At 69.6% G+C, this 14,532-nt stretch carries 11 protein-coding genes; 7 read left to right on the forward strand and 4 right to left on the reverse strand.

What is annotated here, in order from left to right:
• Positions 1–39 precede the first annotated feature (39 nt).
• Together ABD204_RS05550 and ABD204_RS05555 are read left to right on the forward strand one after the other, a co-directional pair.
• Entirely contained in the window at positions 40–1,053 is a 1,014-nt protein-coding gene (locus ABD204_RS05550; RefSeq protein WP_194424247.1) for an aldo/keto reductase family protein, read from the forward strand.
• A 31-nt stretch (positions 1,054–1,084) separates the two neighbouring features.
• Positions 1,085–1,585, forward strand: a complete 501-nt coding sequence (locus ABD204_RS05555; RefSeq protein WP_194423664.1) for an NUDIX hydrolase — start codon at positions 1,085–1,087, stop codon at positions 1,583–1,585.
• A 4-nt stretch (positions 1,586–1,589) separates the two neighbouring features.
• On the opposite strand, the gene ABD204_RS05560 is transcribed toward ABD204_RS05555, so the two are convergent.
• The 3 genes from ABD204_RS05560 to ABD204_RS05570 form a co-directional block, all read right to left on the reverse strand.
• Positions 1,590–1,991, reverse strand: a complete 402-nt coding sequence (locus tag ABD204_RS05560; protein ID WP_194423665.1) for a GbsR/MarR family transcriptional regulator — start codon at positions 1,989–1,991, stop codon at positions 1,590–1,592.
• Positions 1,992–2,080: 89 nt separating this feature from the next.
• On the reverse strand, positions 2,081–3,691 hold the full coding sequence (locus ABD204_RS05565) for an ABC transporter permease (RefSeq protein WP_322597518.1): 1,611 nt from the start codon (positions 3,689–3,691) through the stop codon (positions 2,081–2,083).
• Positions 3,688–4,665 carry an ABC transporter ATP-binding protein gene (locus ABD204_RS05570; protein WP_194423666.1) on the reverse strand — a complete coding sequence of 326 codons (978 nt, stop codon included), beginning with the start codon at positions 4,663–4,665 and terminating at the stop codon, positions 3,688–3,690. Before ABD204_RS05570 ends, ABD204_RS05565 begins: the two co-directional genes overlap by 4 nt.
• A gap of 124 nt (positions 4,666–4,789) precedes the next feature.
• On the opposite strand from ABD204_RS05570, the gene ABD204_RS05575 reads away from it, so the two are divergent.
• The 5 genes from ABD204_RS05575 (at position 4,790) to ABD204_RS05595 (ending at position 10,408) form a co-directional block, all read left to right on the forward strand.
• The gene (locus tag ABD204_RS05575) at positions 4,790–5,443 is read left to right on the forward strand and encodes a GntR family transcriptional regulator (RefSeq protein ID WP_194423667.1); all 654 of its coding nucleotides are present in this window, start codon (positions 4,790–4,792) and stop codon (positions 5,441–5,443) included.
• Entirely contained in the window at positions 5,440–6,966 is a 1,527-nt protein-coding gene (locus tag ABD204_RS05580; protein ID WP_194423668.1) for an MmgE/PrpD family protein, read from the forward strand. The genes ABD204_RS05575 and ABD204_RS05580 overlap by 4 nt, the downstream gene beginning before the upstream one ends.
• On the forward strand, positions 6,966–7,865 hold the full coding sequence (prpB, locus tag ABD204_RS05585) for a methylisocitrate lyase (RefSeq protein ID WP_194423669.1): 900 nt from the start codon (positions 6,966–6,968) through the stop codon (positions 7,863–7,865). Before ABD204_RS05580 ends, prpB begins: the two co-directional genes overlap by 1 nt.
• 84 nt (positions 7,866–7,949) lie before the next feature.
• A complete protein-coding gene (locus ABD204_RS05590; RefSeq protein WP_322597519.1) occupies positions 7,950–9,140 on the forward strand; it encodes a bifunctional 2-methylcitrate synthase/citrate synthase in 1,191 nt (396 codons plus the stop codon).
• A gap of 89 nt (positions 9,141–9,229) precedes the next feature.
• Positions 9,230–10,408: a thiolase family protein gene (locus ABD204_RS05595; protein WP_194423671.1), complete on the forward strand. Its 1,179-nt coding sequence runs from the start codon at positions 9,230–9,232 to the stop codon at positions 10,406–10,408.
• A gap of 226 nt (positions 10,409–10,634) precedes the next feature.
• On the opposite strand, the gene ABD204_RS05600 is transcribed toward ABD204_RS05595, so the two are convergent.
• The gene (locus ABD204_RS05600) at positions 10,635–14,312 is read right to left on the reverse strand and encodes a choice-of-anchor I family protein (protein ID WP_194423672.1); all 3,678 of its coding nucleotides are present in this window, start codon (positions 14,310–14,312) and stop codon (positions 10,635–10,637) included.
• Positions 14,313–14,532 lie beyond the last annotated feature (220 nt).

The following is a 14,532-nucleotide window of genomic DNA, read 5'->3' on the forward strand; positions in this document are numbered from 1 at the left end:
CCCGGCGTGGTGTCGCCTCCCGCCGGTAGCGTGGAGGCCATGGTCAACTATCGCTACCTGGGCAACAGCGGCCTCAAGGTCTCCGAGATCACCTACGGCAACTGGGTCACGCACGGTTCGCAGGTCGAGAACGACGCCGCCGTGAAGACCGTCCACGCCGCGCTCGATGCCGGCATCACCACCTTCGACACCGCGGACGTCTACGCCAACGGTGCCGCCGAGAGTGTGCTCGGGGAGGCGATCAAGGGTCAGCGCCGCGCGTCGCTCGAGATCTTCACCAAGGTCTATTTCCCGACCGGCCCGAAGGGACCCAACGACACCGGTCTGAGCCGCAAGCACATCTTCGAATCGATCGACGCGTCGCTCGAGCGTCTCGGCACCGACTACGTCGACCTCTACCAGGCGCACCGCTTCGATTACGAGACGCCGATCGAAGAGACCTTCCAGGCTTTCGCCGATGTCGTCCGCCAGGGCAAGGCGCTGTACATCGGCGTCTCCGAGTGGACCGCCGAACAACTGCGCGAAGGGCACGCGCTGGCGAAGGAGCTCGGCATCCAGTTGATCTCCAACCAGCCGCAGTACTCGGCGCTGTGGCGTGTGATCGAGGGCAAGGTCGTGCCGACCTCGCGGGCTCTCGGTATCTCGCAGATCGTTTGGTCTCCGATGGCGCAGGGGGTGCTCACCGGCAAGTACCTGCCCGGGCAGCCGGTGCCCGCCGGCTCGCGCGCGACCGACGAGAAGAGCGGTGCGACCTTCATCAAGCGCTTCTTGAACGACGAGACGCTCACGGCGGTGCAGAAGCTCAAGCCGATCGCCGATGATCTCGGGCTGACGATGGGGCAGCTCTCGATCGCCTGGGTGCTGCAGAACGACAATGTCGCGGCAGCCCTGGTCGGAGCATCGCGCCCGGAGCAGATCGCCGACAACGTGAAGGCCTCCGGCGTCACCCTCGACGAGAGTGTGATGTCGGCCATCGATGAGGCGCTCAACGGCGTCGTCGAGGACGACGCCGAGATCACGTACGAGACCTCGCCGAAGCAGCGCCTGGTCTGAGCGGATTCGACACCGGAGGCGGTGCAGGACGATGACGGTGCACAGCGCCGGGATCCTCCTGTACCGCCTCCGTCATCCACCCGTCGACGGCGCCGCCCCCGAGGTGGAGGTGATGATCGCTCACATGGGCGGTCCGTTCTGGGCGTCGAAGGACGCCGCGGCGTGGAGCATCCCGAAGGGCGAGTACGACCCGGAGAACGAACGCGCGTGCGACGCGGCGTTCCGTGAGTTCCGCGAGGAACTCGGTGTCGAGCCGCCGGAGGCGCCGGTGGCGGAGCTGGGCACCTTCCCGTACTCGTCCGGCAAACGGGTGACGGTGTTCGTGGCCGACGGCGCGGTGTTCACCCCGCCCACGGATGGTTTCGGTGAGTTCGAGATGGAGTGGCCGCCCCGGTCGGGTCGCTCCGCGCGCTTCCCCGAAGTCGATCGGGCCGCGTGGGTGACGATCGCGGAGGCGCGGGAGAAGCTCGTGAAGGGCCAGCGGCCTGCGTTGGATGCCCTCTCCGAACGACTGCGCGAGGCGGGCGGCTAGGGTCTCACGCGCCGGTGTGCCGGCTGGCCGCCCACTCGGCGGCCAGCTGCGGCATCCGGTCGGCGAGGAAGGTCAGGAAGTCCGCGCTCTCGCGTGCGCGTGCCGCGGATCGTGGTGCACGGTCGTTCTCGTCGGCGATGCGGTGCATGAGGGTGCCGAGCTGGGCGTAGACGGGGACGTTGGCCGTGATCACCCCGCTCCACATGTCGTCGGCCAGGTCGTATCGATCGCGCCTGTCGCCCGGGCGTGACAGGCGCTGGATGAGTCGCATGGCCTGCAGTGCACGCACCGCCCCCGACACGGCGGCGGCGGAGACGCCGAGGCGATCGGCGAGGTCGGCGGCGGTGTAGCCCTCGTCGGGCGACCCGACGAGGGCCATGAGCACGCGCGACTGCATGCGCGGCATGCCCGATGCGGTCAGCAGCGCCGCGGCCTGTTCAGCGGGTCCGGCCCCGGGATGGTGGGGTCCCCTGTCGTCCCTCGGTGCCGCGCCGGTCAACTGGTCGCCACCACTTCGCGTCGACGCATGAGCGTGAGTGCGGTGCCGATGCCGACGACGGTCACCGTGAGCAGCCCCCACAGGCCACGCAGGTCGACCTCGCCGGCCGAGACAGTCGGCGCCTGCGCGATCGGCGAGAGGTCGACCACCCACTCGGGGAAGCCGAACAGCGGCCCGAACAGTCCGAAGATGAGCCCGAGCATCACGAGAGTCCAGGCCAGCGGGATCGTCAACCGCGGCGCAAGGACGAACACGACCGCGGTGGCGGCGAGGAAGACGGCGGCTGCGGCGGCTTGACCGGCGCCCATGACGAGCACGTCGATGAGCAGGTCGGTGTCATCGCCCTGCGCGACGATCCCGATCACCCCGCCGACGACGGCGCCCGCGACGACCAGAAGGATGCCGACGGCGGCCACGACGACGTAGTCGGCCAGCCAGCGCACGCGCGCGACCGGTGTCGACAGCACCGGCTCGGCGGTGCCGTGTGCCTCCTCCTGCCGCGCATGACACGCGATCTGCACCGCGCAGCAGGCGGCGAGGATCCCGAGCATCGAGAAGAACACCGCCACGGTCGCCGAGGCGGTGTCGGCCCCGCCCGACATCTGGGCGATCATGTCCCGGATCGCCTCGTTGTCCTGGGTGAATTCGTCGATGACACCGCTCAGGGAGGTCGCGAGGATCCCGAGCAGGAGGCCCCCGATGCTCCAGCCGAGCACGCCTCCCCGGGTGAGTCGCCACACCAGGCCCGTCGGCGAGGAGAGCAGCCGGCCGGCGGTGGATCGTCCACCTCGGGTGGCGACGAAGCCCTCACCCAGATCGCGCACCGACTGCAGGGCGACGGCGGTGCCGGCCAGGACGAGGCCGAGCCCGAACAGCGGCAACAGGAGCCACCACGTGTTCTCGTCGAACGCGCGGGTGTTCTCGGCCCACCCGAACGGTGACAACCAGGTCAGCCACGAGCTCTCCATTCGCTGCAGGTCGTCGCTCGGTGTGCCCAGCGCGTTGCCGAGTCCGCACACGAGGAACAGGGCGGTGACCGTCCACACCGCCAGCGCGTTCGCGCCGCGAGAGGTGCGCATGATCTGGCCGGCGACCAGTCCGACGCCGAGGAAGGCGACGCCGACGCCGCCGACGGCGAACCCGGCGAGGAACGATCCGTCGGTGCCGAGGCCGGACGCGAGGAACGCGAGCGACACCAGCAGGGCGAGGACGAGGTCGGCCAACAAGCCGTGGAGGATCGTCGCCGTCAGCGGTGCGGTGCGCGATGCCGGGGTCGCCGACACGAGTTCGGACCGTCCCTGCTCCTCCTCCGCGCGCGTGTGCCGCACGGCGAGGAAGGTGCTCATCAGGGCGGCGAGGAACATGAGGACCGGAAGGATGAGGAACACGACCACCTGGTCTTGGTCCGCGCCCGACGGCAGCCCGCGGAACAGCAGGATGACGGGGTTCCCGATCGCGGCGACCAGGAGTCCGGCCCGCGCCTCCTCGGTGCCGAAGGTGTCGGCCACCGCGATGTTGCCCATCGCCGCCAGCAGGGCGGTTCCGCCGATCCACAGGACGAGCTGGCGCGTATCGCGCCGCATCCGCTGGATGAGCAGGGTGATCACGACCGCCTCCCGACCCTCCGCGCCGCGCGACGCGTGGGGGGTGCGTCGGTCCCGTCGCGGGTGACTGCGTCTGCCGAGAGGTCCTCGCCGTAGTGGCGGAGGAAGAGCTCTTCGAGCGAGGGGGGAGCGACGCGCAGGCCTTCGACATCGTGTGCGGCCAGGGCGGGAAGGATCCCGGCGACCTGATCGCTGTCCACGGTGAAATGCGCGCGGCCGTCGGTGACCTCCAGGTCGTGCACCCCGGGGAGGGTCGGCGGTGCGTCGTGGTCGTTCACCGCGAAGGACACCTCGGTGCGCGTCAGGTGGCGCAGGTTTGTCAGTGTCCCGGACTCCACGATGCGTCCGGCGCGGATGATGCTCACCCGATCGCACACCTGCTCGACTTCGGAGAGGATGTGGCTGGAGAGCAGAACGGTCGCGCCGGCGTCGCGGACGCGGCGGAGCTCGTGTTGGAACACGACCTCCATGAGCGGATCGAGTCCACTGGTCGGTTCGTCGAGCACGTAGAGGTCGGCCGGCACGGCGAAAGCGGCGATCAGGGCCACTTTCTGTCGGTTACCCTTCGAGTAGGCGCGGCCCTTCTTGCGAGGGTCGAAGCCGAAGACGTCCAGCAGCCGGGCACGTTCGTCTCGGTAGGCGGCGGATGCGGTGTCGGCACCGCGGAGGCGGGCGAGGAAGTCGATGGCCTCGCCGCCGGAGAGGTTCGGCCACACGCTGACGTCGCCGGGGACCGAGGCGATGCGCCGATGGGCCGCCACCGCGTCGTTCCAGGGGTCCATACCGAGCACGCTCGCCTCCCCGCGGGTGCTGCGCGCCAGGCCGAGGAGGATGCGGATGGCGGTGGATTTCCCGGCCCCGTTCGGGCCGAGGAAGCCATGGATCTGGCCGGCGTCGACGGTGAGGTCGAGGCCGTCGAGGGCGTGCACCGCACCGTAGTGCTTGTGCAGGTCGCGGGTGCGAACGACGGTGTCCATGGCTTGAAGCTACGCCCTTTTCATGAATTTGTGAATCGGTATACCTTCAGGCCTCTCGGGGTGACGATTGACCCCGAATATCCGATGAGTGTATACATGACAGGGGTTTCGGGGAGGTGATCGGATGCGGGCCAGCGACCGCGCGTACGCGACCCTTCTCGACGAGATCCAGCGCGGACACCTCCCTCCGGGGGCGGTGCTCGCCGAAGCCGAGCAGGCCGCGCGCCTGGGCGTGAGCCGCACCCCGCTGCGAGAAGCCCTCGGGCGCCTCGCCGCGGCCGGACTGGTCGTGCAGCAATCCCCGCGGTTGACGGTCGTCAGTGAGATCGACGCCGGCGACATCCGTGAACTGTTCGAACTGCGCCGCGCCCTGGAGGAGACCGCCGCGCGCCTCGCCGCGGTCCGCGGGTCCGAAGCCACGTTCTCCGCGATCGCCTCGGCGCTCGGCGACGTCCACCTCGACGCCCCGGCCGGGCGCGAGACCTACGCGAGGCTCATCGCCGACTTCGACGCCGCGATCGACGACGCCGTCGACAACGACTACCTCGTATCGGCGCTGAGCACCGTGCGTACGCATCTCGTGCGCGTGCGGCGCATGGCCCGCGAGCGACCACATCGGCTCGAAGAGTCCGTCCACGAACATCGCCTCATCGCCGACGCGATCGCGCGGCACGATCCCGACCTCGCCGCCCACGCGACGCACGTGCACCTGCACAATGCTCTCGAGGGCATCCTCGGCTCCCTTCCCACCGACGTATCTGAAAGGCTCGTTCCATGAGCGTCTTCCACCACACCCGTGTCCACCGCAGCGAAGAGAACCTCGCGCGCGAAGGGCAGCTCGCGTGGCACATCGCCCAGGTCGCCGCAGACCCCGTCGAGGTCGACGACGAGACCCGCGACATGATCGTCAACCGCCTCATCGACAACGCCGCCGTGGCGGCCGCATCGCTGACCCGCCGCCCCGTTTCGGCGGCACGGCAGCAGGCGCTCGACCACGCCGTATCGATCAGCGGTGCGGGGGCGACCGTGTTCGGATGCGCCCTCGAGCGGCGCACGAGCCCGGAGTGGGCGGCGTGGGCCAACGGCGTCGCCGTGCGGGAGCTGGATTACCACGACACCTTCCTCGCGGCGGACTACTCGCACCCCGGTGACAACATCCCCCCGATCCTCGCCGTCGCCCAGCACGTCGGTGCCGACGGTGCCGCGCTCGTGCGGGGCCTTGCGACCGGATACGAGATCCAGATCGACCTGGTTAAGGCGATCTGCCTGCACAAGCACAAGATCGACCACGTCGCCCACCTCGGCCCGTCCGCCGCGGCCGGCATCGGCACCCTCCTCGACCTCGACCCGGAGACCATTTACCAGGCCGTCGGGCAGGCGTTGCACACCACCACCGCGACGCGGCAGTCGCGCAAGGGCGAGATCTCGACGTGGAAGGCACACGCCCCGGCCTTCGCCGGGAAGATGGCCGTCGAGGCCGTCGATCGGGCCATGCGCGGGGAGACCTCGCCCTCGCCCATCTACGAGGGCGAGGACGGGGTGATCGCGTGGATGCTGGACGGTCCCGACGCGTCGTACGACGTGCCCTTGCCCGAGCAGGGTGAACCCAAGCGCGCCATCCTCGAGTCGTACACGAAGGAGCACTCGGCCGAGTATCAGGCGCAGGCGTGGATCGACCTCGCCCGGAAACTCCACGGCGAGAACCCCGCACTGACCGACCCGGCGAACATCGAGTCGATCGTCCTGCACACCTCGCACCACACGCACTACGTGATCGGGTCGGGGGCGAACGACCCGCAGAAGTACGACCCCACCGCATCCCGCGAGACACTGGACCACTCGATCCCGTACATCTTCGCCGTCGCCCTCCAAGACGGCGGATGGCACCACGTCGACTCCTACACGCCGGAGCGTGCCGGGCGCGCCGACACCGTCGCCCTGTGGCACAAGATCACCACCGCCGAGGACGACGAGTGGACGCGCCGCTACCACTCGATCGACCCCGCCGAGAAGGCCTTCGGCGGTCGCGTGGTCATCACCCTCGCCGACGGGTCGACCGTCGAAGACGAGATCGCCGTCGCCGACGCCCACCCGCTGGGTGCGCGCCCCTTCGCCCGTGAGGACTACATCGCCAAGTTCCGGCTCCTCGCTGAGCCGGTGCTGGCGGCGGCCGAGATCGAGCGGTTCCTCGAGCTGGTGCAGCGTCTGCCCGAGCTCACCGCCGACGAGGTGCGGCAACTCTCGATCGTCGCCAAGCTCGGCGTGCTCGCGTCGGCCCCCGCCCCCAAGGGCATCTTCTGATGCTGTACGCACGGACGCCGGCGCACGAGAAGCGTCGCCTGTTCCGGGAACGACTCGCCTCGGGCGGACTGCTCCGCTTCCCGGGGGCCTTCAACCCGCTGAGTGCGCGACTGATCGAACGGAAGGGTTTCGACGGCGTCTACATCTCCGGCGCCGTCCTCTCCGCCGATCTGGGGCTCCCCGACATCGGATTGACGACCCTCACCGAGGTCGCCGCCCGCGGCGCCCAGATCGCCCGGATGACCGAGCTGCCCGCGATCATCGACGCCGACACCGGGTTCGGGGAGCCGATGAACGTCGCCCGCACCATCCAGACCCTCGAAGACGCGGGCCTTTCCGGCACGCATATCGAAGACCAGATCAATCCCAAGCGGTGTGGCCATCTCGACGGCAAGGGCGTCGTCGACGCCGATACGGCGGTCAAGCGCATCCGCGCCGCCGTCGACGCCCGCCGCGACGAGAACTTCCTCATCATGGCGCGCACCGACATCCGCGCCGTCGAGGGCATGGATGCGGCGACCGACCGCGCCCGCGCGCTCGTCGACGCCGGTGCCGACGCCATCTTCCCCGAGGCCATGCGCTCCCTCGAGGAGTTCGCGGCGATGCGCGAGGCCGTCGACGTGCCGATCCTGGCCAACATGACCGAGTTCGGAAAGTCCGACCTGTTCTCGGTCGACCAGCTCGCATCCGTCGGGGTGAACATGGTCATCTGGCCGGTGTCTCTGTTGCGGATGGCCATGGGCGCGGCATCCGACGCCCTCGATACGCTGGTCGACGAGGGGCACCTGACCTCGCACCTGGAGCGCATGCAACACCGCGCCGACCTGTACGACCTGATCGACTATGAGGGGTACAACCACTTCGACCAGGACGTGTTCAATTTCCACATCTCCCGCTGACCCGCACGATGTCCCGATTCCGGTCGCGCCGGGCGGGCTTGGCGACATGAATCGGGACACGTCCCGCCGCAACGACACGAAGGAGTGACCGTGACCGACATCCGCAAGGGACTCGTCGGGGTCATCGCCGACGAGACCGCCGTCTCCAAGGTGAACCCCGAGACCAACAGCCTCCTGTACCGCGGCTACCCGGTGCAGGAGCTGGCCGCCACCCAGCCGTTCGAGGCCGTCGCGTACCTGCTGTGGAACGGGGAACTCCCGACCCCCGAGCAGCTCGCCGCACTGCGAGCCACCGAACGCGCCCACCGGGCCCTGACCGACGAGGTGCGCGCCGCGATCGACCTCGTCCCGCTCGACGCGCACCCGATGGACGAGGTCCGCACCGCGGTCAGCGTCATCGGCGCCCAGGACCTCGCCGGGTCCGGGTCGGTGATGGATGCCTCCGGCAGTGCCGAAGAGAACCTCGCCCGGAGCATCCGGCTGTTCGCCGTGCTGCCGGCCATCGTCGCCTACGGACAGCGACGCCGCCGCGGCGAAGGGCTGATCGCCCCGCGCGACGACCTCGACTATGCGGCGAACTTCCTGTGGATGACCTTCGGCGAGGTGCCGGACGAGGTCGTCGTCGACGCGTTCAACCGCTCGATGATCCTCTACGCCGAGCACTCGTTCAACGCATCCACCTTCACGTCCCGCGTGATCGCGTCGACCCTGAGCGACCTGTACTCCGCGGTCACCGGTGCGATCGGTGCGTTGAAGGGGCCGCTGCACGGCGGCGCCAACGAGGCCGTGCTGCACGTGTTCCACGAGATCGGCGACGCCGAGAACGTCTCGTCGTGGCTCGACGACGCCTTGGCCCGCAAGCGCAAGATCATGGGCTTCGGCCACCGGGTCTACAAGCGCGGCGACTCGCGTGTGCCGACGATGAAGGCCGCCCTCGACACGCTCGTCGCGCACTACGACCGCCCGGACGTGGCGGCGCTCTACGATGCGCTCGAGGCCGAATTCGTCAGCCGGAAGGGCATCTACCCGAATCTCGACTACCCGTCGGGTCCGGCATACGACCTGCTGGGATTCGACACCGTCACCTTCACGCCGCTGTTCGTCGCCTCGCGCGTGACCGGGTGGACCGCGCACATCATGGAGCAGCAGGCGGCCAACGCCCTCATCCGTCCGCTGTCCGCCTACAGCGGGCCCGACGAGCGGCACGTCGAGGGGTACGTCCCCGACACTGCGGCGATCGATGTGTCGGAACGACCGGAGGAAGCGGCGGGCTGACCGGCCGGCGGCCGCCGGTGCCGCCGCATCCCGCGGTCGCTGGTGAAGGTCACCTGTCGGACGGTGTCGGTGCGTGAGAGGATCGCGGCATGCGATCCGCCGTCATCGTCGACGCCGTCCGCACCCCCTCGGGCCGGGGCAAGCCCGGTGGGGCGCTGAGCGGACTCCATCCCGCCGACCTCGCCGCCGCCGTGCTCACCACGTTGCTCGAACGCAACGGGCTGGACTCCGCCCAGGTCGACGACGTCATCCTCGGATGTGTCAGCCAGGTCGGCGACCAGGCGATGAACATCGCGCGCCACGCCGTCCTCGCCGCCGGGTTCGACGAGAAGGTCCCCGCCACGACGGTGGACCGGCAGTGCGGGTCGAGCCAGCAGGCCGCGCACTTCGCCGCGCAGGGCGTGATCGCGGGGGCCTACGACATCGTGATCGCCGGCGGTGTCGAGTCGATGAGTCGTGTGCCACTCGGGTCGAGCGGCGCGGGCGGGAGCGTGCCGGAGGGGATCCGGCATCGGTACCCGGACGGCCTGGTCAACCAGGGGGTCTCGGCCGAGCTGATCGCCGATCGGTGGGGCCTCGCGCGCGGGGAGCTCGACGCCTACGCGGCCGAGTCGCACCGTCGGGCCGCAGCTGCGTGGCGGCACGGATGGTTCGACCGTCAGGTGACGCCGATCTACGCGGGCGGTTCCGACGCGGTCGCGTTTGACGAGACCGTGCGTGAAGGCACCACGGTGGACGCGCTCGCGGGGCTGTCGCCGGTGTTCCGCACCGATGCGCTCGCGGCGCGCTTCCCGCAGCTGGAGTGGCGCATCACCGCCGGGTCCTCCTCGCCGCTGACGGATGCGGCCTCGGCGACGCTCATCATGGCCGAGGAGACCGCGTCCGCACTGGGGCTCACGCCGCGGGCGCGCTTCCACTCCTTCGCCGTCGTCGGCGACGACCCCCTGCTCATGCTGACCGGTCCCATACCGGCGACACGGCGCATCCTCGACCGCAGTGGACTCTCGATCAGCGACATCGACGTGTTCGAGGTGAACGAGGCGTTCGCCTCGGTGCCGTTGGCGTGGCAGCGGGAGTTCGATGTCGACCCGGAGGCCCTCAACCCGTGGGGAGGGGCCATCGCCCTCGGGCACGCGGTCGGGGCATCGGGAACCCGCCTGATGGCGACCCTCGTCGACGCGCTCGAGCAACGTGGCGGCCGGTACGGACTTCAGACCATGTGCGAGGGCGGCGGATTGGCCAACGCCACGATCCTCGAACGCCTCTGACCCATCCCGCCCCACAGGCGGCCGTCCCGCCCCGCACCGGTGCCGTGTCCCCATTTCTGCGGCGACAGAGGCCCTTGCCGACATTTTGTGGGACGTGCTGAACGGGCCGGGCCCCGGGGCCGGGTTGAGGTGGCTCGCAGGGGAGAGGTGGTGGGGGAGCGCCGGGACGGGGACGGCCCCGGTCCCCACAGGGGGGCCGGGGCCGTGACGCGGACGCGTCGGTCGGTTATGCGGTGGTGGTGCGGCGGCGCGTGATGGCGAGGGTGCCGCCGATCACGATGAGGAACGCCGCGGTCAAAGCCAGACCCCACGGGGTCTCGGCGCCGGTTGCCGCGAGGGAGCCCTCGGCGACCACGGTGACGGGGATCTCCACGTCGTCGTATCCGTCGGAGGCGAGGACCAAGGTGTGGGCCCCGGTCTCGAGGTCGGCGGGGATGGCGACGGTGAAGGTGATCTCCCCGGCGGTGTTCGCCGCGGGGATGCCCTCGATCACGATCGGATCGCTGTAGAGCGTCGCGTCGACCATCTGGCCGGCGGTCAGCCCGCTCAGCTCCACCGTGAGGGTGCCGCCCTGCTCGACCGTGCCCGATCCGATGTTCCACTCGACCCAGTCGGTGCCCTCGTCCGCACCGTCGGTCGGGGTGGGAGTCGGCGTCGGCTCGACGGTGTCGTCGACGATGACCGCGCGACCCAGGGGTGCGGGTTCGATCGGGCTGGCCTCTTCGAAGTACGCCACGGAGGCGGCGAGGTCGACCCAGCCGGTGTCGGTGCGGTCGGCGCCCTCGGTGAAGGTGGTGAAGTTGTCGCCACCGGCGGCGAGGAACGAGTTGGTGGCGACCACGACGGTGTCGGTGTCTTCGACGGCACTGCCGTTGAGGGTCATCGACACGATGTGGGAGCCGGCCGCGGCGTCCGGGTCGTACTCGTAGGTGAAGCCCTCCGAGATACCCATGTGGAGCTTCGGACGCGAGGAGCCCTCGGGCTGCCACTGCTCTTCGAGGATCGCCTTCAGCTGCGCACCGGTGAGTTCGATGGTCACGATGGTGTTGGCGAAGGGCTGCACGTTGGCGATGTCACGGTAGGTGACGGTGCCGTCGGTGCCGTAGAGCAGGTCGGCGCGCAGGCCTCCGGGGTTGATCATGCCGATCTGCGCCGGGGTACCGGTGTAGTCGTCGTTGGAGGCGGCCCACAGGTACATGTCGGCGAGGGTGTTCCCCATGCTCGACTCGACGCCACGGTCGTCTCCGGGCGGGGTGCCGCCGCGGAGGATGTCGGCGGTGATCGATCCGATCTCCACCGACCCTTCGATCTCCGCCTGCTCGACGGCGTCTGCGACGATCGCCGCGACGGTCGGGTCGGCCGGGTAGAGCGGCGTGCCACCGTCGGTCAGCGGTACCACCGAACCCTCGATCGAGACCAGCTCCTGCGTCTCGGCATTCACGGAGATCTCCAGCAGACCCAGTGCCTTGCCGTACTCCAGCGCCTGGATGACCGGACGCTCCCCGCCACCGGGGGTGGGGAGCATGCACGCGTACTCCTGGTGGGTGTGACCCGACGCGATCGCGTCGATGTCGTCCGAGGCTCCTGCGACGAGCTTCGAGTAGTCGGTGTCGTCGGAGATGAGCGACTCGCACGAGTCGGTGGCCGCACCGTCGTGGGTGAGAAGGATGATGACATCCGCGAGGTCACCGGCGGTGAGCTCCGCCGCGACCCGGTTGGCCGCGACCAGCTGGTCACCGAACTCGATGTCGGCGATCCCGTCGGGAGAGACCATCACCGCGGTGTCCGGGGTGACCGTGCCGATGAAGGCGACACGTACGCCGTCGACCTCCTCGATGGAGTACTCCTCGAGCACCGGATTCTCGGTTCCCTTCTCGTACACGTTCGCCCCCAGGCTGTACTTCGCGCCCACGGCCGCGTCGCCCTCGCCGAAGCGCGGGGTCGCCGTGTCGAGCAGGAAGTCGAAGCCCTTGTCGAACTCGTGGTTGCCCACCGAACCCAGGTCCAGGCCCGCTGCGACCAGTGCGTCGATGGAGGGCAGGTCGTCCTGCGACGCCGACGTGAAGGTCGACCCGCCGATGTTGTCACCGGCCGAGACGAACAGCGTGTTCGGGTTCGCCGCCTCGAAGTCGGCGACCGCTCCGCCGATCACGGCTGCGCCGGCGACGCCGTAGGAGTCGCCCTCGAGTCGACCGTGGAAGTCGTTGATCGTGAGGACCTGGATCTCGGTGGTTTCGGGGGCGAGGAGGTCGGTGATCCCGAACACCGTGGTGGTGCCGGAGACCTCGTTGCCGACGATCAGCGCCGGCTCACCGGTGGGGGAGTCCGCCGCGGCGACGAAGGCGAGGCCCTCGGGCCCGAGGTCGCCCGCGGCGGACGACTCGGCGTCGGCCGAGACGTCGCGGTTGTTGACGTAGGTCACGAACTCGGCGGCGGCCGGAGTGGTGATGTCGTAGACCATCACGCCACCGACCCGCTCGAGGCCGATGAAGGCGTAGGTGCGGTCCCCGACCTCGCCGATCACGACGCCCTCGGGCTCGGGGCCCTTCGCGTCGCTGCGGCTGTCGAAGTCGCCGGCGTCGTTGTCGTCGTTGCTGAAGTTGAACGAGCCCGGCGCGGCGGCGGCGGTGATCTGCTCGAAGTCGTCACCCGAGTCGAACACCTGGGTGCCGTCGGTCGACCAGATCGAGAACGAGCGAGCGCCGTGGGCGTAGAGCGCGCTGTAGCAGTCGCCCTCCTCGTCGAAGCCGAGCTCGGTGGTCACCTCGAGGCGGCCGAGGTCTTCGTCTTCGGTGAGCGCCGCGGCGGGGGAATCGGCGCAGACGTCGAGGTCCTTCACGCGTTCCGGCTCGACGTAGTCACCCCACTCGCGCGCGTCACCCTCGTTGGCCGTCACGAGGTAGGAGCTGCCGTTCGCGGCGAAGATGTCCATGCCGTCGGGCTGGTACATGCCGAACAGGCCCGCGTAGGTGTCGATGTTGACCGTCGAGGCGTCCTCGGGGTCGCGGTCGCTCGCGTCGAGGCCGTTGCCCGCGACGGAGTGGTCCTTGAAACCGAGCGCCCAGATGTCCTGCACCGTCGCCGAGGCGAGGTCGACCACGGCGATGGCGTTGTTCTCCTGCAGGGCTGCGTACGCGACGTCCCCGTCGATGGCGATGTACTCCGGCTCGAGGTTGCGCGAGACCGGCAGGTCGGATTCGGGGGTCGGGCCGAAGACCCGCACGTCCTCGGGGAGGGTCTTGCCGCCGTCGGCCTCGTAGGCGCGGAAGTCGGCGGTGCGCACGTCGCCCTGCGCGGGCGCGGTCTTCGTCGACGGCAGGGTCACGACGCCGATCGATCCCTCGGGGTCGCTCGTGTAGTCGTCAGCCGGCTCGCCTTCGTTGGCCACCACGGCGTACATGCCGTCCGCCGAGATCGCCACCATGTCGGGGAGGGCGCCGACGGCCACCGAGCCGAGGACGGCGGAGGCCTCATCCGCGGCGTCGGCGTCGAAGAACACCAGCGATCCCGCCGCGGTCTTGTCTTCGGCCTCGAAGGCGATGACGCCGAGGCCGTCTTCGCGGACGGCGACGGAGTTCGCCGTGCCGGTCGAGGCGATCGCGAACAGCTCGGTCATCGCGGTCGGGTCCGACCAGTCGAGCACGCTGACGCTGCCGGCCTGCGCGTTGACGACGAAGAGCCGGTCACCGTGGGTGGCGACGATCTCTGCGGCGGACTCGTCGAACACGCCGGTCTCGAAGCTACCCAGCGGCGTGAGCGCGAGCGAGGCGTCCTCGGCGGAGTACGTCACGGGGGAGGGGACCACCGCGGCGCCGGCCGCCGTGATCGGAACGAAGGCGAGCGCACACGTCGCAGCTGCCGTTGTGGCGACCGCGACCGCGCGTCTGAATGTGGCTGAAGGCATGACCGTCCTGACGGGTGTCGGTGGTGTGGTGGGATACCCATCCGGTCTATTGGGGCGGGGTTGCCGCAGCGTGAACGGCAGGCGAACACCCCGCACGGGGCGGTGGGGGTACGGGCCCGGACATCGGAAGACCTGGAAATTACATGGACGTCCATCTAAAATGATCAAGATGACATGCGCACCACCGTGCGCATGATCGGATCTGACGCGATCGAAGGAG

It is taken from the genome of Microbacterium aquimaris (genome assembly GCF_039531285.1).
In the GTDB taxonomy this organism is placed as follows: domain Bacteria; phylum Actinomycetota; class Actinomycetes; order Actinomycetales; family Microbacteriaceae; genus Microbacterium; species Microbacterium aquimaris.